The 20793-nt window shown below is 60.5% G+C and carries 20 protein-coding genes and 1 tRNA gene; 15 read left to right on the top strand and 6 right to left on the bottom strand.

Going from position 1 to position 20793, the window contains the following annotated elements; translation table 11 throughout:
* Positions 1 to 372: 372 nt before the first annotated feature.
* The 11 genes from ACP3TE_RS17680 to ACP3TE_RS17630 all read left to right on the top strand — a co-directional run bounded on the left by ACP3TE_RS17680 (position 373) and on the right by ACP3TE_RS17630 (position 10914).
* Positions 373 to 2535 (top strand): S1 family peptidase, encoded by a 2163-nt coding sequence (locus ACP3TE_RS17680; RefSeq protein WP_426734542.1) that lies wholly within the window; start codon positions 373 to 375, stop codon positions 2533 to 2535.
* 173 nt (positions 2536 to 2708) lie between these two features.
* Positions 2709 to 3296 carry a hypothetical protein gene (locus ACP3TE_RS17675; RefSeq protein ID WP_426734540.1) on the top strand — a complete coding sequence of 196 codons (588 nt, stop codon included), beginning with the start codon at positions 2709 to 2711 and terminating at the stop codon, positions 3294 to 3296.
* Positions 3297 to 3460: 164 nt separating this feature from the next.
* On the top strand, positions 3461 to 4165 hold the full coding sequence (gene lepB / locus ACP3TE_RS17670) for a signal peptidase I (RefSeq protein ID WP_286134220.1): 705 nt from the start codon (positions 3461 to 3463) through the stop codon (positions 4163 to 4165).
* 11 nt (positions 4166 to 4176) lie between these two features.
* Complete coding sequence (locus ACP3TE_RS17665) at positions 4177 to 4902, top strand: ribonuclease HII (protein WP_332504279.1); 726 nt, start codon at positions 4177 to 4179, stop codon at positions 4900 to 4902.
* Positions 4902 to 5222, top strand: coding sequence for a DUF2469 domain-containing protein (locus ACP3TE_RS17660; RefSeq protein ID WP_105657739.1), 321 nt, complete (start codon positions 4902 to 4904; stop codon positions 5220 to 5222). The genes ACP3TE_RS17665 and ACP3TE_RS17660 overlap by 1 nt, the downstream gene beginning before the upstream one ends.
* Before the next feature lie 161 nt (positions 5223 to 5383).
* A complete protein-coding gene (locus ACP3TE_RS17655) occupies positions 5384 to 5746 on the top strand; it encodes a YraN family protein (RefSeq protein WP_105657740.1) in 363 nt (120 codons plus the stop codon).
* Positions 5743 to 7302 carry a YifB family Mg chelatase-like AAA ATPase gene (locus tag ACP3TE_RS17650; RefSeq protein WP_332498649.1) on the top strand — a complete coding sequence of 520 codons (1560 nt, stop codon included), beginning with the start codon at positions 5743 to 5745 and terminating at the stop codon, positions 7300 to 7302. The genes ACP3TE_RS17655 and ACP3TE_RS17650 overlap by 4 nt, the downstream gene beginning before the upstream one ends.
* A gap of 8 nt (positions 7303 to 7310) precedes the next feature.
* Positions 7311 to 8555, top strand: a complete 1245-nt coding sequence (gene dprA / locus ACP3TE_RS17645; RefSeq protein ID WP_426734538.1) for a DNA-processing protein DprA — start codon at positions 7311 to 7313, stop codon at positions 8553 to 8555.
* 33 nt (positions 8556 to 8588) lie between these two features.
* A complete protein-coding gene (locus ACP3TE_RS17640; RefSeq protein WP_332498651.1) occupies positions 8589 to 9584 on the top strand; it encodes a tyrosine recombinase XerC in 996 nt (331 codons plus the stop codon).
* A gap of 141 nt (positions 9585 to 9725) precedes the next feature.
* Positions 9726 to 10229 carry a DUF3145 domain-containing protein gene (locus tag ACP3TE_RS17635; RefSeq protein ID WP_105657742.1) on the top strand — a complete coding sequence of 168 codons (504 nt, stop codon included), beginning with the start codon at positions 9726 to 9728 and terminating at the stop codon, positions 10227 to 10229.
* A gap of 298 nt (positions 10230 to 10527) precedes the next feature.
* Complete coding sequence (locus tag ACP3TE_RS17630; protein ID WP_426734535.1) at positions 10528 to 10914, top strand: VOC family protein; 387 nt, start codon at positions 10528 to 10530, stop codon at positions 10912 to 10914.
* Positions 10915 to 10920: 6 nt separating this feature from the next.
* Here the strand turns inward: ACP3TE_RS17630 and ACP3TE_RS17625 are convergent, their stop codons facing one another.
* From ACP3TE_RS17625 to ACP3TE_RS17605, 5 genes are all read right to left on the bottom strand, one after another.
* Positions 10921 to 11496, bottom strand: a complete 576-nt coding sequence (locus ACP3TE_RS17625) for a dihydrofolate reductase family protein (RefSeq protein WP_105657744.1) — start codon at positions 11494 to 11496, stop codon at positions 10921 to 10923.
* A 193-nt stretch (positions 11497 to 11689) separates the two neighbouring features.
* Positions 11690 to 12937, bottom strand: coding sequence for a beta-ketoacyl-ACP synthase II (gene fabF, locus ACP3TE_RS17620; RefSeq protein WP_105657745.1), 1248 nt, complete (start codon positions 12935 to 12937; stop codon positions 11690 to 11692).
* Between the two features lie 121 nt (positions 12938 to 13058).
* Entirely contained in the window at positions 13059 to 13304 is a 246-nt protein-coding gene (locus ACP3TE_RS17615) for an acyl carrier protein (RefSeq protein ID WP_105657746.1), read from the bottom strand.
* A 219-nt stretch (positions 13305 to 13523) separates the two neighbouring features.
* Positions 13524 to 14447 (bottom strand): ACP S-malonyltransferase, encoded by a 924-nt coding sequence (locus ACP3TE_RS17610; RefSeq protein ID WP_105657747.1) that lies wholly within the window; start codon positions 14445 to 14447, stop codon positions 13524 to 13526.
* Positions 14448 to 14623: 176 nt separating this feature from the next.
* Complete coding sequence (locus ACP3TE_RS17605) at positions 14624 to 15835, bottom strand: PucR family transcriptional regulator (RefSeq protein WP_105657748.1); 1212 nt, start codon at positions 15833 to 15835, stop codon at positions 14624 to 14626.
* 62 nt (positions 15836 to 15897) lie between these two features.
* On the opposite strand from ACP3TE_RS17605, the gene ACP3TE_RS17600 reads away from it, so the two are divergent.
* Positions 15898 to 16032, top strand: a complete 135-nt coding sequence (locus tag ACP3TE_RS17600) for a hypothetical protein (protein ID WP_286134540.1) — start codon at positions 15898 to 15900, stop codon at positions 16030 to 16032.
* Here the strand turns inward: ACP3TE_RS17600 and aceE are convergent.
* Complete coding sequence (gene aceE / locus ACP3TE_RS17595) at positions 15992 to 18736, bottom strand: pyruvate dehydrogenase (acetyl-transferring), homodimeric type (protein ID WP_105657749.1); 2745 nt, start codon at positions 18734 to 18736, stop codon at positions 15992 to 15994. The two genes, ACP3TE_RS17600 and aceE, sit on opposite strands and share 41 nt — an antisense overlap.
* A 362-nt stretch (positions 18737 to 19098) precedes the next feature.
* Between aceE and ACP3TE_RS17590 the strand changes: the two genes are divergently transcribed.
* The 3 genes from ACP3TE_RS17590 (at position 19099) to ACP3TE_RS17580 (ending at position 20158) form a co-directional block, all read left to right on the top strand.
* A complete protein-coding gene (locus tag ACP3TE_RS17590; RefSeq protein ID WP_105657750.1) occupies positions 19099 to 19515 on the top strand; it encodes a DUF3052 domain-containing protein in 417 nt (138 codons plus the stop codon).
* A complete protein-coding gene (locus ACP3TE_RS17585; RefSeq protein ID WP_332498654.1) occupies positions 19515 to 19967 on the top strand; it encodes a redoxin domain-containing protein in 453 nt (150 codons plus the stop codon). The genes ACP3TE_RS17590 and ACP3TE_RS17585 overlap by 1 nt, the downstream gene beginning before the upstream one ends.
* Positions 19968 to 20082: 115 nt before the next feature.
* Positions 20083 to 20158 (top strand) — tRNA-Val (locus ACP3TE_RS17580).
* The last annotated feature ends 635 nt before the right edge of the window (positions 20159 to 20793 follow it).

The following is a 20793-nucleotide window of genomic DNA, read 5'->3' as shown; positions in this document are numbered from 1 at the left end:
TCTGGCGCTATTTTTGTAGGTTAATGGAATTAATTCGGATGGATTTCCATCCCACCCGATTTGCTGTGCAATTGGTGTGTAAATTTCGCGACAACACTCAGGATCCACCAAGCTGACTAGGGATTAGAAAGAGAAGTCCAATCTTAAACCAATACTACTGGCACGTAAGTTGTAACCCAGCTCGACGAGGGTAGAGCTATTTGACTAGGTGAAACGGGTTCTGGAATTTATATTTTTGTTGGATTCGATGGTTGAAAAGCTGTGTCGGAACCAAGTATTGTTTCATTTTGGTAACAACACCTGTGCTTACGCGCGCGCCCTTAGGTAAGGGGACGCGCGGGCACTCGCACCATAAATCTGGGAGAAGCATTAATGCCACATCCAAAAAAGAAGACTGCGCAACGCGGCATCGTTGCAGCAGCCGCGACCGCCTTGGTGGTCGGCTCTAGCTTCATGCCTGCCGCAGCAGCGCCAACGGCCTCCGAATCGCCGTCTGCGTCCGCTACGGCAAGCGAGAAGCCTTTGGCCAGCGAAACCGCTCTGGACACCGAGGGGCTCGACAAGGCTATTGAGAAGGACCTCAATAAGTCCGTTGAAGAGTACGTCAAGGACGGGGAGACCAGCGACGCTGCTTCCAAGGTCCGCGACGAACTGAATGCGAAAGGCATTGACGCCACTGCCTCGGTGAAGGACGGCAAAGCCGAGATCACCGTAAGCAAGAATGACGCTGCCAAGGCCAAGGAGATCGTCAAGGCCAGTGCTGCTCCGGCTCCTATCGTGGTGACCGAAGTTGACTCGCAGGTCAAGACCGTAGACAAGGTCTACACCGAGCTCTTGGCCAACATCGAGCCGAAAGAACTGAAGCGCATCACCGCTATCCTTCAGACCAACGATGGCTTGAAGATCTACGCAAAGGGCTTCGACGAGAAGGAAGCTGCGGACGAACTGAAGTCCAAGTCCGCTGGCTCCCTGCCTGAGAAGCTGACCGTTGAGCAGTTCGTCAGCGAAGCTACGCACGTTGACGGTGTAGAAAGCTCGGGTGTTGCCAAGACCACCGCCGCAGAGGATATTTACGGCGCCCTGGGTTACGCAATGGACAAGTCCGGCGCACCTACTAGCACGTCGACGGTCTGCTCGCTCGGATTTACTGCGTGGACCGCAGAGGGTGAAGATGCCATCATCTCGGCTGGGCACTGCTCGGAAGATGGCGCCACCAAGATTTTGGGCCTTGCCGAACAGTCGGTACCAGGCCAATCGCCAACGCTGGGTGCCGAGCTGGGTACCTTTGGATTCAACCAGTTCGGTGGTCCGGGTAATTCGGGCCTATCTGCCGAAGAACTGAACTCCTTGACCGAGGAAGAGTTCAATAACCTGGAACCAGGCACGGATATCTCGGTGATCGATAACATCAATCCTGCGCTGAACCTGCACGCTGCTGTGTCCGAATGGGTTGACGGCAAGGAACCTCGCGACGACGTTATCAACGTGACTGGCACGACCAAGGCTCTCGTCGGGTCGGAAGCTTGCTCTTCGGGCCGTACCACCGGTTGGAGCTGCTCCCCGATCATCGGCGAAGGTGTCTTCTTTGTCGGTGGCTCGGATAAGACCTACCGTTCAGTTGCTGGGTATGTCGCTGAAAATCCTGGCCAGAGCGTGCTTGACCAGGGTGACTCCGGTGGCCCAATGCTGGTTGGCAGCAAGGCTGCAGGCATCAACTCGGCCAACGCCGCAGGTGAAGACCTGGAGGAAAACACCGCTGATGACATCGCCATGTACACCTCGCTCGATGATGTCTTCGACAAGGGCTACATTGATGGCTACACGCTGAAATTCCATATCAATACCCCTGCCATCACGGTGGAAAACGGTACTGAAGTTGAACCTGGTGAAGCAATCACCGGTACCCTTGCCAATGCTCCGGCTGGCACCATCATCCGTGTGGTCGTTGACGGCAAGCTCTACAAGAAGGTTGAGCTGGACGCTAAAGGAAACTTCTCGTTCCCAGCCCCGGAAGAACCAGGAAAGTTTGCGTTCAGCGTTGTGGCCAAGAACGGCTTCAACACCTCTGAGCGGGTCAACGCCAACGTCGTGATCGTTGCTGCGCCGACTCCAACTCCAACTCCAACCGAGGAACCTACTGAGGAGCCTACCGAGGAACCTACTGAGGAACCAACTACGGAGCCTTCCGAGGAACCAACTACTGAGCCTTCCGAGAGCACCTCGCCATCGCCTTCCGAGGACGAAAGCGACAAGCCTTCCGAGAGCACCTCGCCATCGCCTTCCGAGGACGAAAGCGACAAGCCATCGGAGAGCACCTCTCCTTCCGCTTCGGAGGACAACAAGTCCGAAGCTCCGAAGGACCAGAAGGACGACGAGCCAAGCAAGTCTGCAACTCCAAAGGAAACTCCTAAGAAGGACGATCCTTTGGCGGATACCGGTTCGAACAGCGTTCCGCTGATCGCCGCCGGTGGCGCAATGGCCCTGGCCGGTGCGGCATTCCTGCTGTTCCGCCGCAACGCACGTCGCCACGGCTAAGGGATTCTGTTCCGGCGGGACTGGGTCCTGCTGAAAATGCCCCGCTACTTGAGAACAAGTAGCGGGGCATTTTTACTTGGCACACATGTAGCTCCTTGGTTGCTCTACGATTCCGGCACTAGTCTCAAAGCTAAGATCGTTGCGGCAACGTGAATATCACCGAGGTGTAAATTATGAATTTCAACGCTAGAACTTCACGCACGCCAATCATGCTGGCCTCAACTGCCGCCATGGCTGCCCTATTGCTAACCGGCTGCGGCCAGGGAACCGATCCAGGTGCGCAGGCTACGACCAGCGCCACGGGATCGGAATCCTCGCAGCAAACAGAAAACTCGAGCGGGAACACCGTGGATCAAGACGCACTGCTCCAGACCAATGACCAGCTCTCCGAAGCCTTGGGCGATGAATACGTCCAGGGTTGGATCAAGGACGGGCAGCTGAACGTTTCGACGACCAGCGAAGCGCAGCTATCCGCTATTGAAGAAGCCGGAGCCATCGGGCACCTGGTCCAATTCAGCAGCGAGGAGCTTCGTTCGGCGATTTCCGAAATCATGAAGTGGCAGGGCAAGCAGGAAAACCCCGTGCGCACTGCCATCCATGCATACACGCTGAATCCTGAAACGGGTGGCATCACCTTGTCGGTGGACAAGAGCCAGCTGGACGAAGTCCAAAAGCTGATTGAAGCTGAGAAGCCCATCGGCGAAATCCCCGTGGACTACAAGCAGAGCGGTGGCATCATGTCGCCTGCTGCCACCCAGTAGCCCGCAGTCCGCTTGAACGGACGCACCAATGGCCAGGCCCGGCGACGGACCTGGCCATTGGTGCGTTTCTGGGCAACTGGCCGTGGCTATGCAATGATCCGCTGCGCCTGGCAAGACACGTAAGATGGGGATTACACGCGACAATGGAAGGTACTAATCGAATCGTGAGCGCAGCATCAGCAGAGACTCCTCCAAGCAGGGGACCCCTATACAAAATATGGCGCTTCGTCCGCGAGATTGTCATCATCATCGCGATCGCGCTGTTGCTCTCGTTCGTGATCAAGACCTTCTTCTTCCGTGCCTACTACATCCCGTCAGGCTCCATGGAGCATACCCTCGAGGTCAACGACAGGATTTTCGCCAACCTCATGGTTCCCGGGCCGTTCGAGCTGGAACGAGGCGACGTCGTCGTCTTCCGCGATGACCAGGAATGGCTGCCACCGCTGACCGAGTACCCCACCGCGTTCCAGAATGTGCTCTCCTTTGTCGGCGTGCTGCCAGCGGCTGATGAGCAGTACCTGGTCAAGCGCATCATCGGCATGCCCGGTGACACCGTGGAATGCTGCACCGCGGAAGGCGCCATCACGATCAACGGCGAGCCCATTGACGAGCCGTACATCTTTGACGGCGACAGCCCGTCAGACATGGAATTCAAGGCGACCGTCCCAGAAGGAAAAATCTGGGTGATGGGTGATCACCGAGGTGCCAGCGCGGATTCCCGCTTCCACGCCGATCGCCAGGGCGGTTTCGTCGACCTCGAATCCGTCCAGGGCCGCGCTTCGGTGATCTCTTGGCCAACCTCGCGCTGGGGCATCGTCGACTCGCACGAAGAAGTCTTCGCCAACGTCCCGCACGCAGTGGCGAAGTAGGGGCACCGCCCATGGCCGTTTTGAAGAGCAAGGCAACCACGCTAGAACATGAGCGCGCCTTGGCAGCCAAGCATGGGTTCCGCTATATCGCAGCGGTCGATGAGGTGGGACGCGGCGCCTTGGCTGGTCCGATTACCGTCGGCATGACGGTAATAGATATTGAGCAGGTCACGGAGTTCCCAGCGCTGCGCGACTCCAAGCTGCTGAGCTCGGAAACCCGTACGGAACTGGTCGATCCAGTTCGCCAGTGGGCCGTGGGCTATGGCGTCGGGCATGCCTCTGCGGCTGAAATCGATGAGCTGGGAGTTACTGGCGCCCTGCGCCTGGCCGGATCGCGGGCCATGGAGCTGTGCGCGGTACAGCCCGAGGCGGCGCTTCTGGATGGCAGCTACGACTGGCTGACCGCACCGGAACCGGATCTCTTCGACATCCTGGCCGATGACCGCGAACCAGTGGGCCTGCACATCCCGGTGACGACCATCATCAAAGGCGACATGACCTGCCAGGCGATCGCCGGAGCTTCCATCCTGGCCAAGGTCGAACGCGATGGAATCATGGTTGATCTGGCCACCGAGCATCCGGCCTTCGGCTGGGAGATCAACAAGGGGTATGCCACCGCTGCGCATCGTGCCGCGATCGTTGCGCAGGGTCCCTGCGACTACCACCGCAAGAGCTGGAACTTGACTTCGGGTGCTGATCAGGCCCAAGGTGAAGCCACGACAAAGAAAGCAAAGTGATGGCTGCCGACGACCTGGAAAACTACGAGTCCGACATGGAACTGCAGCTATACCGCGAGTACAAGACCGTGGTGGGGCTGTTCAATTACGTGGTCGAGACCGAGCGCCGCTTCTACCTGGCCAACCAAGTGGACGTGAAGACCCTGTCCAACGCCGGGGAAGTGTACTTCGAGTTGAACCTCACCGACGCGTGGGTCTGGGACATCTACCGGCAAGGGCGCTTCGTGAAATCCGTCAAGGTGCTGACCTTCAAGGACGTCAACGTCGAAGAACTGAACCCTGACGAGTTCCAGATCCCGAAGGATGGGCTGGGCTCCTAGCACGAGGCACTGCGGCATTCGATCGCTGGCTCTGTTTCTGGAACAGAGCCGGCGATCTCGCTTAAAGCGAATTGTCCACATTCCGCGGCGGGCGCCGCCGCTGTGGACCATAATTCTCCGACGATGTTTCCATTACGGATCGCAGACATCGAGGAGCAAACATGCAGACTGCGAAGCAACGCCTAGGGACCGATGGCGAACAAGCTGCCGCCGCATTTCTCACCGGGCAGCACTACGAAATTCTCGATCGCAATTGGAGATGCCCAGCAGGGGAGCTGGACCTGGTAGCAAGAGCCGGCAACGGCCAGATCACCGCCATCGAAGTCAAAACGAGGTCTTCGCAACGCTATGGATCAGGCTTCGAGGCGATCAGCGCGGCAAAATTCCGCCGGCTCAACAGGCTGCTGATTTCCTGGGCCCAATGCCATCGCATGTTTCTCGCCGAACTTCGCGTGGACATCGTCGAGGTCTATCTGACAACAACAGGGTTCGAATGCCGGCTGCATGAGAACGTGCGCTCATGAGCACCGCGCGCACCAGCGCAGTGGCCCTGCACGGGGTCAGCGCCTCACTGGTGGAAGTCGAGGCCGACCTCGGCAACGGCATCCCAGGATTCGTCCTGCTGGGCTTGCCCGATGCATCTTTGAGCGAGGCCCGCGAACGAATCAAAGCCGCGGCTAGGAACTCAGGGATTCCTCTGGCAAACCGGAAACTGACGGTCAATCTTTCGCCAGCCACCCTGCCCAAGTATGGATCAGCTTTCGATCTGGCCATCGTCATCGCCGCCTTGGCCGCTGATCAACAGCTGTTCGCGTCACCGAGCACGCTGTACATGGCGGAACTCGGCTTGGATGGCACCTTGCGGCCAGTACCCGGGGTGCTGCCAGCGGTGCAGCTAGCCAAGGTCCATGGTCTTGACCGGGTGATCGTGGCCGAGGCTAACGGGGCAGAAGCGAGGCTGGTGCATGGAATCGAGGTCATGGCGCTACGCCATCTGGGACAGGTCCTCACCTGCTGCGGTGCCCCAGCCGAACAGGTCACCACTTACCTGCGCCACCGGCAGCCGCAGGCGCCTACCGAATCTGCCGGCCCTGCCGCAGGAACTGCTGCCTCGGGCGATGCGGACCTGGGCCTGGTCAACGGGCAGCAGGAAGCACGGCTCGCCTTGGAACTGGCCGCGGCCGGCGGGCACCACCTGATCATGGTCGGACCGGCCGGCGCCGGCAAAACCATGCTGGCCAAGTGCCTGCCATCGATTCTGCCGCCACTTGATGACCTGCAAGCCCTTGAAGCCACCGCGGTGCATTCCATTACTCGGGGCGGATCCGGGGAATTGGACCAGCTGCAACGCACCCCGCCTTTCGTGGCGCCGCACCACACCGCGTCCCGCTCAGCCCTGATTGGCGGCGGAACCGCACAACTCATTCCCGGGGCCATTACCCGCGCGCACCAGGGCATTCTATTCCTCGATGAAGCAGCGCAATTCCAAACCGGAGTACTTGATGCGCTTCGCCAACCGATCGAGGAAGGCTATATCAACCTCGCGCGGATACGCGGCCACCAGCGGTTGCCGGCCCGTTTCCAACTCATCATGGCCTCCAATCCGTGTCCCTGCGGAAAAAACTTCGGCACCGGTACCGGGTGCACCTGTACGCCCATGGCCCGCCGGCGTTATTTCGCCCGGCTTTCAGGACCCATCCTCGACCGTGTGGATCTGCAAGTCAGAGTCAATCCGGTAGCGCAGGCACAGCTTCTTAGCGGGGTACCAAATGAATCCAGTGCACAGGTGCGTGAACGCGTCTTGGCCACTCGGGCACGCAGCAAGGAGCGGCTGGGAAAGTTCTCTATTGCTTGCAACGCGCAAATACCAACTCAGATCCTCAGGAATGAACTGGAATACTCGGCCAAGACCCGGGCGGCGCTTGAACAACTCGCCACACGACGCGGGCTATCTGCGCGTGCCATCCACCGCCTCCTGCGGGTCGCGTGGACGGTTGCAGACCAGCAAGGGCATGCAGCACCGACCGAGGATGATCTGGCCATCGCCGCTCACCTTCGCCAGAACTTGGAAAATAGCTAGGTAAGGCCATGACTTTCAACGATGTGAACACTGCCGGAAAATCCTCGCCTCCAACCAGCCAGGAGCGCCGGGTCTACGCCCATCTGAACCAACTTATCGAGCCCAACGACTATGTGGCCACGGCCTTGCTGGAACTGATGAGCCCACAGGAACTGCTGCGCCTGATCCAGCGGGAGGATTTCTACCCGGCCGCGCTCAAAGCGCCGGTCGACGGAATCCTCGGATTCCACCCGCCCGGGGATGGCGCACAAGACTTGAGGGTAGCCTTGGCCCGATGGAGAAAGCGCCTGTCGCTGAGCAACCCAGCGGGAGCCTTGGATGCCGCCGCGCGCGCGGGTGGCGGTTTGCTGATCCCGGACGATGCTTCGTGGCCGCGACAGCTAGCCGACCTGGAACTGGGACGTCCCCTGTGCCTGTGGTGGCGTTCAGCGAACCCGCAATTGCTCGAAGGCCAAGAGCTGGCGCGCAGCGTGTCCATCGTCGGCTCCCGCGATGCCAGTGACTACGGTGATCAAGTCACCTTCGATCTTGGCCGGACCCTGGCCCTGAACGGGTACACCATCGTCTCGGGTGGCGCTTACGGCATTGACGCCAGCGCGCACCGGGCCGCTCTGAGCGTGGACGATTGGCAGCATCCGAACCCGCCAACGATCACGGTTATGGCTGGCGGCATCGATCGGCTCTACCCTTCGGGCAACAGCAACCTGCTCAACCAGATTATTGCTCGCGGCGTGCTGATCTCAGAGGTGCCTCCCGGAACCACATCAGCGCGCTTCCGCTTCCTGAACCGCAACCGGCTGATCGCGGCATTGAGCAGGCTGGTTATCGTCAGCGAAGCGCGCCACCGCTCAGGAGCGCTGAACACCGCCAGCCATGCAGTCGAGTTGGGACGCGATGTAGCGGCCGTTCCCGGAAGCGTTTTCGCGCCCAACTCCGCAGGGTGCCACCGATTGATTGCAGAAGGCAGTGCGGCCTTGCTCGCCAGCCCGCAAGATGCGCTGGGCCTGGTTGGCCACCACTGCCAAGCAGAGCCGCGGAGTGCCAAAGTTCAGCAACGACCGACGGACATCCTGGGTAGGGACGAAGCAATGGTGTACGACATCATGTCCTTCACCAAAGGATTGCTGGTCGATGAGATCTCTGCCCGCAGCGGGGTGCCGCTGATCCAGACGCTACGCGCTATCAACCGATTGGAGACACTGCAAATGGCTGCCACCGATGGCCTGGCATGGAAGTTGGTGCGCCAAAACTGACCGGTGACGCAGCTGAGGGTATCCTCAATAGTGATGAAGCAAGAATCAACGACGCACGCCAGCAATGCGATGTCAGCAAAATTCGCTGAGCCGGTGGCAGACTACCTGGAGTACCTGCAACGCGAACGCGGCCGCAGCACTAATACCCTGCGAGCCTACGAAGTGGATTTGCGGAACCTCGGCCAGTTCTTGCTCCACCATGCGCAGGATCCGAGCCTCAAGCAGATTTCAGTTGATACGCTCCGCGATTGGTTGGCACAGCTTCATGAATCGCAGATTTCCCGCACCACCTTGGCCCGCAGGATCTCTGCGGTGAAGAGCTTCTTCGCGTGGGCGCTGAAGCATCAACTGATCGACGCGGACCCTGCCCTGCGGCTGGCCGCGCCCAGGAAGGAACGGCGTCTTCCGCATGTTTTGCAGCCAAGCCAGATCGACCGCTTGCTCTCCGAAACAGCCCAGCCGCCTGCTGGAAAAGAAGTCAGCGAGAGCAAGCCGGAACCTGCCCCCGATGCCAAGAGCCAGGCCGTAGCGGCACGCGATAAAGTCATCGCCGAGTTGCTGTACGCATCCGGCCTGCGTATCAGCGAGCTCGTGGCCTTGGACGTTGACGACATCGACTTCGAACGAGGCACCGTCAGGGTTCTCGGCAAGGGCAACAAGGAACGGGTTGTTCCGTTTGGCAAGCCCGCCGAGCGCGTGATCATCGGGTGGATTCGGTCGCATCGCAAGGTCCTGGCCCGCCAGGAAGCTCAAGGCGCTTTGCTCGTAGGGGTGCGCGGTGCGCGCTTGAATGTACGCCAGGCACGAGAGGTCATTTCCAAGGCCTTGCAATCGCTGGGGGATACCGCTGCCAGCGGCCCGCACGCCTTAAGGCACACCGTAGCCACGCATCTGCTGGATGGGGGCGCAGATTTGCGTGCTGTCCAGGAATTCCTCGGGCATGCTTCGCTGGCAACGACCCAGCTATATACTCACGTTTCGGTTGACCGATTGAGGCAAAGCTACCGCCAAGCCCATCCCCGAGCCTGACTATTTGGTACCAATCTGCAAAAATAGCCTTTCTGGGTGGCGAAAGGCCTCTTCATCGGGCAAAATGGAAGTATCGGCGGCGATGGCACCGGAACGATGTTGACGTAGGGGAAGACGATCAACACCGCAACGGAGGATGGCATGTCTGCACCGATGTCCAGAGGCGTGATTTATATTCATTCCGCCCCTGCAGCGCTATGCCCACATCTGGAATGGGCAATCGGGTCCGTGCTCGGTACTCCAGTAAAAATGGAGTGGACCGAACAGCACGTCGCACCCGGATTTTGTCGCGCCGAAATCGAGTGGGTAGGTACGCAAGGTACCGGCGCTTTGCTGACCAGTGAGATGCATGGTTGGCAGCACCTTCGTTTCGAAATCACCGAAGACCCAAGCCCGGGTGCCGACGGCAGCCGTTGGTCCGTGACCCCTGATCTTGGCATCTTCCACGCCACCGTTGATTGCGCTGGCAACGTCATGGTCAGCGAAGAACGCATCCGGTGGGCCTATGAAAAGGGCGACGGCAATCCCTCGGTCTTCTACCAGGAGATGTCCATCGCTCTCGGCGAGCCCTGGGATGAAGAACTTGAACCCTTCCGTCACGCAGGCGAAGACGCGCCTGTTCGATGGCTCAACCAGGTGGTTTAGCAACTGGTTATCTAGTCCCTGAGTGACTTATCAACAGGCACTCAGATACAACCCCGATGGTGCGGGGTTGTTACCCAAAAGAAGTGGGATCCCATGCCGGGGATCCCACTTCTTGCTCTAAGAACTGCGGTTGTGGAGAAGTGTCGAAGCGCAGTGCTATGCTCGATGGCGATGAAGACCAGTCAGGCCGCATGCGGCCACTCCCGGAACGGCAAACTGGTCGTTCCCTGATCCGCGGCCCTCCCGTGCCAGATGCATTCCACCAAAGAACAGCACATCTGAACCACGAAAGGGAGACATGACCGCACAGTTCAACCACACCATCATCGCTTCACTCGACCCGCACCGCATGGCAAAGTTCTATCTTGAGCTGCTCGAAGCCCGCGCGGAATCAAGCTGGGGACCATTTACCAACATCAGCCTGGCCCACGGGGTGCTGCTTCAATTCGCTGCACCACCGATGGACTTCCCAGCGCAGCACTATGCCTACCTGCTCGATGACGAGCATTTCGACCGCGCCTACGCGACTATCCGCGACGGGAAAATGGAGCATTGGGCCGATCCCCAACGGCAGCTGCCAGGGCAGATTAATCATGAACACGGCGGCCGGGGAGTCTATCTGCTTGATCCTTCCAGGCACTACCTGGAATTGATCACCCGGCCTTACCTGCCCGCAGCCAGCTAGGACCAGCTAGCGCTGAACCTTGAACACGTTCTTCTGGATGCCGTTGGAGTAGACCTGCGAATCAATGAGGGCCAGCTTCTGCGCGTCCAGGCTCGCGTCGCTGAAAAGGCGCTTGCCTGCACCAAGCAAAACCGGGAAGACCAGCAGGTTGTACTGGTCGATGAGCTGATGTTCTTGCAGCGAGTGGACCATCGTTGCCGATCCATGGATACTGATCGGGCCGCCGTCGCCGGCTCGAAGCCGCGCCACATCGGCGACCGAGCGCAAGATCGCAGTCTCGCCCCAGTTCCCGGCCAAGTCCTTCTCCCGCAAGGTAGTGGAGAGCACGTACTTGGGCATCGCGTTGTACTGCGGGAACTGCTCGGTCATCGAGGGCCACACCGCGCAGAAGGCCTCGTAGCTGTGCCGGCCCAAGAGCATGGCGCTGGCTTCTTCTTGCTCGGCGCCCTTCAGTTCGTAGGCGGCGGGGTCGAACTCGACCGAGTTCATCGTCCAGCCTGAATTGCGGTAGCCGGGTTCGCCGCCCGGGGCTTGGACGACACCGTCCAAGGAGACGAAGGAAGTGGCGATCAGGGTGCGCATGGGAAGGGATCCTTTGCTCGTGGCAAGTACCGTCAGTTGCCTCCGACATGAGGCGGTACTTGAGCTTAACGAACATGTCAGGACCGAAGCAATGGCTCTGAGCCAATTCTTTCGGGGTTAAAGACCACTGGGCTGGTTGAAGAGTAATCTTCAACCAGCCCAGTGGCGCGCTCGCCTGCAGCTGCCGGAACGGCTAGACGCTGCGGATGGCGACCACGGCGTTATGGCCGCCGAAGCCGAAGGAGTTATTCAGCGCAACGATGGAGCCCTCTGCAGGCAGCTGCGCAGGCTGGCCGGTGACGACCTTCAACGGGATCTCTGGATCCTGGTTGTCCAGGTTAATGGTCACCGGGGCCTTGCGGTTGTAGATGGCCAGTGCGCACAGCACGGACTCCACGGCACCGGAAGCGCCCAGCAGGTGGCCCATCTGTGACTTGGTCGCGGATACCCACACGTTCTCGAGGTGATCGCCCAGGGCGTTCTTCAGCGCAGCGTATTCCGGCTTGTCGCCAACTGGGGTGGAGGTTGCGTGGGCGTTCACATGGACCACGTCCTCTGGCTGGATGCGGCCATCGAACATGGCAGCCTTCAGCGCACGGGTTGCACCCATGCCTTCTGGATCCGGTGCGGTGATGTGGTGCGCATCGGAGGTGACCGAGGAGCCTGCCAGCTCGGCGTAGATGCGTGCGCCGCGGGCGATTGCATGCTCTTCGGCTTCCAGTACCAGCGCGCCAGCGCCCTCGCCCATGACAAAGCCATCACGGTCGGTGTCGTAGGGACGCGAAGCCTTGGTCGGATCATCGTTGCGGCGGGAGAGTGCATGCATGGACGCGAAGGCGGCCATCGGCATGGGGTGGATCGCGGCTTCTGCGCCACCGACCATGACCACATCGGCCTTGCCCGAACGGATCAGTTCCAGGCCAACGTGCATCGCTTCGGTACCCGAAGCGCAAGCCGAAACCGGGGTATGCGCGCCACCGGCGGCACCCAGGTCCAGCGACACGGCAGCTGCTGGGCCGTTAGGCATCAGCATTGGCACGGTCATGGGCAGGACGCGGCGTGGGCCCTTTTCACGCAGGGTGTCCCAGGCGTTGAGCAGGGTCCAGACGCCGCCGATGCCGGTAGCGAAGGCAACGGCCAGCTTGTTCTGGTCCATCTCTTCCTTGACCAGGCCTGAGTCGGCCCAGGCTTCACGGGCCGCAACCACAGCGAACTGGGTCGATGGGTCCATGCGCTTGGTCTCCGGGCGGGAGAGTACCTCGGTCGGCTGCACAGCAGCGCGGGCGGCGAAGGTGACCGGCAGGTCGTATTCCTTAACCCAGTCATCTTCCAGGGTTACGGCGCCGGAGACGCCCTTGAGGGCGTTTGCCCATAGGGTGGGGACATCCCCGCCGATTGGGGTGGTGGCTCCGAGACCGGTGATCACTACTTTGCGCGCCATCATCAAACTCTCTACTGTGCGAATAAGAACTGTGCTTGGAAATTCAGGGGGCCGGCTTGACGTACCGGCCGGTGTGCGCGGCTTGCCCGCACAACGGTGTGGCGAAAAAACGCCGGGAAGCTTAGGCCTGTGCCGCAGCGATGAAGTTGACGGCGTCGCCGACGGTCTTCAGGTTCTTGACCTCTTCGTCAGGGATCTTGACCTCGAACTTTTCCTCAGCCTCAACGACGATGGTCATCATCGAGATCGAGTCGATGTCCAGGTCCTCGGTGAAGGACTTGTCCATCTGCACGTCTGCTTCGTCCAGGCCGGTCTCGGAGTTGACGATTTCGGCGAGGCCCGCCAGGATTTCTTCGTTGCTAGCCATGGATGGCTCCTTTTCTTCTTAGCCGGAGGACTCCGGTCATTTTTGTGGCTGGGCGCAGATCCTGTTTCCAGGAACCGGTTCCAGCCGGCTTAATGAAACTTTGGTGGCGCATCAAGAATGCGCGGCACGTTTCGTCGGTTTAAAGCTTAGGCCAGAGACGCGCTCGGCGGACGCAACATGACGTTCCCGGCGTGCACAATCTGTGAACGGCGCAAAAGCCTAGTTGGCGGTGTGCTCGGCGATGAACGCCTTGGCAGCTTCCAGATCCGCTGGACTCTTCACCGCCAGGGTCTTCACGCCCTTGAGCCCGCGGCGGGCCAATCCCACCAGGGTTCCGGCCGGTGCCAGTTCCAGCACACCGGTCACGCCAGCTTCGGCCAGCGTCTGCATGCACAGGTCCCAGCGGACCGGACGCGATACCTGGGCGACCAGCGAATCGAGGTTCGCCTGGCCATCGGCTACGGCTTTGCCGTCGAAGTTCGAGAGCAGGGTTTCCGCTGGTTCCTTCGGGGTGATGGTTCCGGCCAGTTCCTCCAGGATGCCAACTGCGGGCTGCATGTGCGCGGTATGGAATGCGCCGGCAACCTTCAGGGGGATCACGCGAGCCTTGGCCGGCGGGTTCTCGCCCAGGGCCGCGAGCTGCTCCATGGTTCCTGCGGCCACAATCTGGCCGCCGCCATTGGCGTTGGCCGGGGTCAGGCCCAGTTCGTCGAGCTTGGCCAGGACCTCATCCGGGTCGCCGCCGAGCACTGCTGCCATGCCGGTCGGAGTCGCCGCAGCGGCTTCGGCCATGGCGTTGGCGCGGACCTTCACGAAATTCATGGCGTCAGCTTCGTCCAGCGCGCCGGCCAGGGCCGACGCGGTGATCTCGCCAACCGAGTGGCCGGCCACAACGGCGCCTGCCGGCAGCGAGCTGCCAAAGAGCGCACGGGCGGTGACCAGGCCGGCCGCGACGATCAGCGGCTGGGCGACGGCGGTGTCCTTGATGGTCTCTTCATCGGAGGTGGTGCCGTGGGCGGTGAGGTCGCGCTCGGTGATCGAGCTGAGCGCCTGCAAATGCTCGGCCACGCCATCGACGTCGAGCCATTCGGTGAGGAAACCTGGGGTCTGGGAGCCCTGTCCGGGGCAAACGATTGCTAACACTCTTACAGCTTTCCAAATGTTGGGAGCTTTTGGCGCTTCATTTGAGTACCAAGCTCGTGGTGACTGTTTGTAGGATCTCTACAAAAGCCTAGCGTATCCAGAAGCTGAATTCCGCTGTAATGCGCGATCAACTCGGAATTATCGGTGTCGGGAGCTCGACGCTCTTTGGTTGAAGCCTACAAGTTCGATTCGTGGAGCCGTCCGAAAAGCAGCGCGGTTTGCAGGACGAAGGCATCCCGGGGAACCAGTGGATCCCAACCGGTCACTTCGCTGACCCGCTTGAGCCGGTAGCGCACCGTGTTTGCATGGACAAACAGTTCCCGGGCGGTGCCTTCGAGCGAGTGGCCGAGCGCCAAGTAGCTGGAGAGCGTTTCAGCCAGGCCATTGGAGGCCTGCTGCAGCGGAATGTAGACCTGGTCCACCAGCGCCGTGCGGGCCAATTCATCGCCGTTGCAGGCGCGTTCTGGCCACAGGTCATCGGCACCGACCGGATTCGGCGCTTGCGGCCAGGCCTTGGCAGCGCTGAATCCCGCCACGGCTGCCACCGCGGCGTGGTGCATTTCCTTCACCGTCGGAGCCATGGGGGAGTAGACCAGCGGGCCGGGACCGAAGAACCGGGTCAGCCGGCTCAGATCCGCTTCTTCGAATTTGGTGTCCGAAAGCATCAGCACCGAGCGGTCGCCAAGCACGCCCACCAGCGAATCGCGCGAGTAGCGGATGGCAATACGGCGCAGGGCCGAGACAAAGGTCGCCGGGTTGGACGAAGGGGTGGTGCCCACCAGGATGCGGATATTCTTCTGCGACTTCCAGCCAATGGCCGCAATGCGCGAGGAGAGCGAGTCGTGGGCCTCGCCGTGCAGCACCGCGTCGACCACGTGGGCCTCCAAGCGCGAGTCCCAGGCGCCGCGGGTTTCGGCGGCGCGGGCATAGACATCGGCGGCGGCGAAAGCGACCTCGCGCGAATAGCGCAGCACCGCTTCGCGCAGGGCTGCCTGCTCATGCTCGGCGGCGATGTCGGGCACCTGGGATTCGACCACTTCCACGATGGTGCGCAACAGGCCCAAGGCCTTCTGCAGGGAGATGGATCGGGTCAGCTCCGTGGGAGCGGCGCCGAAGACGTCGGTCACCACCCAGGACGGGGTGGAGGAGGGATCCTCGTACCAGGTAACGAAGGTGGAGATGCCCTTCTGGGCGATCAGTCCCAAGGCGGCGCGCTCATTGGGCGCCAGCGATCGGTACCAGGGCAGTTGCTGGTCCAGGTACTTCAGCGCGGTGGTGGACAGGACGCCAATATGGCTTTTGAGTCGCTTGAGCGTTTCACTGCTGGGTGCCTGGGATCGGCTGGGACGGTTCTTCGGAGCTGCGGCGGCATCCATTTCAGGACTCATGGGTTCCAGCTTAGTTTCTTTTCTTCCCCCGCGCCCGGCACAGCAGGTAAAGGTGAGATTAAATGAGCCAGCTGCCCGGCAACGAGGAAAACCTCGTCATCGGGCAGCTGCTCAATGCGGCGCCGGAGCAAGCTCCGGGCACCTGGACCCTGGGGCCTAGGCGTCGCCGCCAGCGTTGCCGGACTGGCCGGCGTTAGCGTTATTCAGGTCGTACTTGGCGTGCGCCTTCACTGCGGTGTCCGCAGGGATTTCGCCGCGCTCAACCAGCGACTGCAAGGTCTGCACGACCAGCGAGTGCGCATCGATCTTGAAGAAGCGGCGGGCCGCGGCACGGGTGTCCGAGAAGCCGAACCCGTCCGCGCCCAGGGTGTGGAATTCACCTGGCACGTACGGGCGCAGCTGCTCGGGCACGGCGCGCATGTAGTCGGTGGTCGCGATGACTGGGCCCGGGGTGGACTCCAGCTTCGAGGTCACGTACGGGGTGCGGCGCGGCTTCGATGGATCCACGAGCACGTCGGCGTCGGCGCGCTGGCCGTCGCGGGCCAGTTCGTTCCACGAGGTGACCGACCAGACATCAGCCGAAACGCCCCACTCCTCGGCCAGGATGGCCTGGGCTTCCAGCGCCCATGGCACGGCCACGCCCGAGGCCAGCAGCTGTGCGCGCGGGCCGTCGGTGGTAGCTTCCTTGAGCAGGTGGATGCCCTTGATGATGCCTTCGATGTCAACGTTCTCCGGCTCAGCTGGCTGGCTGATCGGCTCGTTGTACACGGTCAGGTAGTACATCACGTTCGGATCGGCGTGGGTTCCGCCGTACATGCGTTCCAGGCCGGAGCGCATGATGTGGCCGATTTCGTAGCCGTAGGCCGGATCGTAGGTGATCACAGCAGGGTTGGTCGAGGCCAGGATTGGCGAGTGGCCATCTGCGTGCTGCAGGCCTTCACCGGTCAGGGTGGTGCGGCCGGCGGTAGCGCCGATGATGAAGCCACGGGTCATCTGGTCCCCGGCTGCCCAGAACTGGTCGCCGGTGCGCTGGAAGCCGAACATCGAGTAGAACACGTAGATCGGGATCAGCGGTTCATCGTGGGTCGAGTAGCTGGTGCCGGCAGCGGTGAAGGCTGCGACGGCGCCGGCCTCGTTGATGCCCGGGTGGATCAGCTGGCCCTGAGGAGATTCCTTGTAGGCCAGGACCAGATCGCGGTCCACGGACAGGTAGTTCTGGCCGCCCGGGTTGTAGATCTTCGCGGTCGGGAAGAACGAGTCCATGCCGAAGGTACGGGACTCATCTGGCACGATCGGCACGATGCGGTGGCCGAATTCCTTGTCGCGCATCAGGTCCTTGAGCAGGCGCACGAAGGCCATGGTGGTGGCCGCCTGCTGCTTGCCCGAACCGCGCTTGGCGATCGCGTAGGTCTTCTCGCCTGGCAGGGCCAGCTTCTTCGAAGCTTCCTGGCGGCGGGTAGGCACCGAACCGCCCAGGGCCTCGCGGCGCTCCATCATGTACTTGTACTCAGCCGAATCCTCGGTTGGGCGGTAGTACGGAGGAGTGTAGAGGTCCGCTTCGAGCTGCTCGTCGGTGATAGGGATGCGCAGGTGATCACGGAACTTCTTCAAGTCCTCCATGGTCAGCTTCTTCATCTGGTGGGTCGCGTTGCGAGCCTCGAAGTGCGAACCCAGGCCGTAGCCCTTGACGGTCTTGGCCAAGATGACGGTCGGCTTGCCCTTGAACTCCGCAGCAGCCTTGTAGGCGGCGTAGACCTTGTGGTAATCGTGGCCGCCACGCTTCAGGTTCCAGATCTCGTCGTCGCTCATGTCGGCAACCAATTCTTTGGTTTCCGGACGCTGGCCGAAGAAGTGCTCGCGAACGAATGCGCCGGACTCAGCCTTGTAGGTCTGGTAGTCGCCATCCGGGGTCTGGTTCATGATGTCAACCAGCGCGTTGGTCTTGTCTGCTTCGAGCAGGGCATCCCACTCGCGGCCCCAAGCAACCTTGATGACATTCCAGCCGGCACCGCGGAAGAAGGCTTCCAGTTCCTGCATGATCTTGCCATTGCCGCGAACCGGGCCGTCAAGGCGCTGCAGGTTGCAGTTGATGACGAAGTTCAGATTGTCCAGCTTTTCGTTGGCGGCCAGCTGCAGGAAGCCGCGCGACTCCGGCTCGTCCATTTCGCCGTCGCCCAGGAAGGCCCAGACCTGCTGGTCCGAGGTGTCCTTGATGCCGCGGTTCTGCAGGTAGCGGTTCAGCTGCGCCTGGTAGATGGCGTTAGCTGGGCCGATGCCCATCGAGACGGTTGGGAATTCCCAGAAGTCAGGCAGGGAACGCGGGTGAGGGTAGGAAGGAAGCGCGTGGCCTTCCTTCGACTTTTCCTGGCGGAACCCGTCCATGTCCTCTTCGGACAGGCGGCCTTCGAGGAATGCGCGGGCGTACATGCCTGGCGAGGCGTGGCCCTGGAAGAAGACCTGGTCGCCGCCGCCTGGGTGGTTCTTGCCGCGGAAGAAGTGGTTGAAACCTACTTCATACAGGGTCGCTGCACCGGCATAGGTGGAGATGTGCCCGCCAACGCCGATATGAGGGTTCTGGGCGCGGTGCACCATGATGGCGGCATTCCAGCGCATGAAGGCGCGGTAGCGGCGCTCGATGGCCTCATCGCCCGGGAATTCTGGTTCCTGGTCCACAGGAATGGTGTTCACGTAGTCGGTGGTGGTCACGTGCGGCACGCCCACGGACTTGGCACCTGCACGCTGCAGCAGCGAGCGGATAATGAACTGGGCACGCTCGGTGCCCTGGGTCTCTACGAGGGAGTCAAACGAGTCCATCCATTCCTGAGTTTCCTCAGGATCCCGATCGGACAGCTGGTAAGTCAACCCGCTACGGATCTGGGAGATGTGTTCCTCTACAGCCACGGAAGCTCCTTGATTGAATTGCGGCTCCGACGCTGTGCAGTTTTGCGCTGCGGTGCATCGGTATTGGGACAACGGGTGCAGTAGCACTGGAATGATGTGCACTGCCGGTTCATATGCAACTCTAGTGTTAAACGATCCAGTTTTGTGGCGCGTTTTCCAGCAAAAACCGGTTTAAATCAGATATTTGAAGTGACTTGCGCAACTAGGTACGGGAGCTAACTTCCCGATGGCCATGTCAATATGATGCGGGTCACTGGAATGTGGGTTATATTTGTTCGGCGTGTTATCGCTGTAGCGCTTGAACGGAGCGGCAAAACCGTGTTTCGTTGGTAGTAACGCTTTGCACCAGCAGGAGGAATGAAGTGAGCGACGCCGTATCGGCAAACTTGGAGCCCGCCAAAAAATTGGGCTTCGCTAATGAAGACCTTATTCAGGAACTGGGTTACGACGATGACGTGGACTACGATCTGCGCGAATCGATCGAGGACCTGATTGGTTCAGAGCTGCTCACCGAAGAGGACCATGACGTTGTCGACGCAGTCATTTTCTGGTGGCGCGACGGCGATGGAGATCTAGTTGACGCATTGATGGACGCCCTGAACTGCTTGGACGAGAGTGGCATCGTTTGGCTGCTTACTCCTAAGCAGGGCCGCGAGGGACATGTATCCCCAGCACTTATCCAGCAGGAGGCGCCAACCGCTGGCCTGCATGTAACTACTAGTGAAGGCGTTTCGGAGGATTGGTCCGCAATCCGCCTCGCCCCGCGTAAGAAGAACTAATGATTCAAACAGGTTCACGCCTGTTCGACTTCTCGCTGGAAAATCAGTACGGCGAAACGATAACCAGTACCGGGCTGTCTAGCGGCCGGGTGCTGGTTGTCTTTTATCCCTGGGCGTTTTCGCGGGTATGCGGGTCGGAACTGGCAACACTCCAAGAGCACTACGAATTCTTCACGCAGCACCAGGTGCGCATCGTGGCCATTTCGGTGGACCATAAATTCACCCTGCGCAACTATGCGCAGTCGCTTGGCTTGGACTTCGAGCTGCTGGCCGATTTTTGGCCTCATGGGGCGGTGGCGCAACAGGCCGACGCCTTTGACCCTGAGCGTGGGGTCGCGGCCAGATTGACGCTGTACCTGGTTGACGGTGAAGTGCGCGATATTTTCCGCAGCGAGATGACGCAGCCAAGAAGCATTGATGATTACAAGGCGGCAGTGGAACGCGCCGTTTAGCGTGCCGATATGGGCTGTGCTCCAGTTCACGAAAAAAGTCGGCTCACCGATTTGCCCGGACGCAGAAACCTGTGTAGAGTTATTCCTCGTTGGCTTGCAAAAGCGAACATGGTAAGGGCCTTTAGCTCAGCTGGTAGAGCGTCACGTTTACACCGTGAATGTCATCGGTTCGATCCCGGTAGGGCCCACCAAATAAGAATCCTCGATCCATTCGGATCGGGGATTTTTTGTCTCCTTGAGGCGATTTTTCCACTCGGGCAAGTCCTGCGGTGCCCATAGTGCCGCCTTCATGGAATATTTGATCCTCGATGACGCTGGACTCCTGGCATTGTCGTCCGAAGCCAGCGTGGCTGAGCCGGTGGCCCTTGCGCGGCACCGGAGGGTGCTTCGAATCTGCGAACCCGGTACAGCGATCTGGCATCGCTGTTTTCCAATGCCCCGTGGAGGGTGGCGGCGTCGTCTTCGATCACCGCTTCTTGGTACGTGCTATCGCTCATCGAGCTGCTTCGCTTCCACCTGCGGGGCAAGTCCGCAGATCCAGGCGCCTCGTGTTCTTCCGCGCTGGACTGAGCTCGCGCCTCGGTGGCGCTGGTCCCAGTGGTGCAGCGTGGAATAAGCAGGTGTGGGGGCGATGCTGGCGATTGCGGATTACCCGTGCATGCGAACAGCCTCGAACTTGCCGGCAACGCCAGTGGAGAGTATGTTCCAAGATCAGGCGATGTGGTGACGCTCGGCACTCTTTTATGAAAACCTCCATTTCAATTTGCCAAGTCAGTTCGGGATGCATTAGATTATTACTTGTTGCAGCGAAGGACTGAAGGAAAGA

It is taken from the genome of Glutamicibacter sp. 2E12, from assembly GCF_050030965.1.
Classification (GTDB): Bacteria; Actinomycetota; Actinomycetes; order Actinomycetales; family Micrococcaceae; genus Glutamicibacter.
The sequence above is the reverse complement of the archived record's forward strand: the minus strand, read 5'-3'. Positions and strand labels throughout refer to the sequence as shown.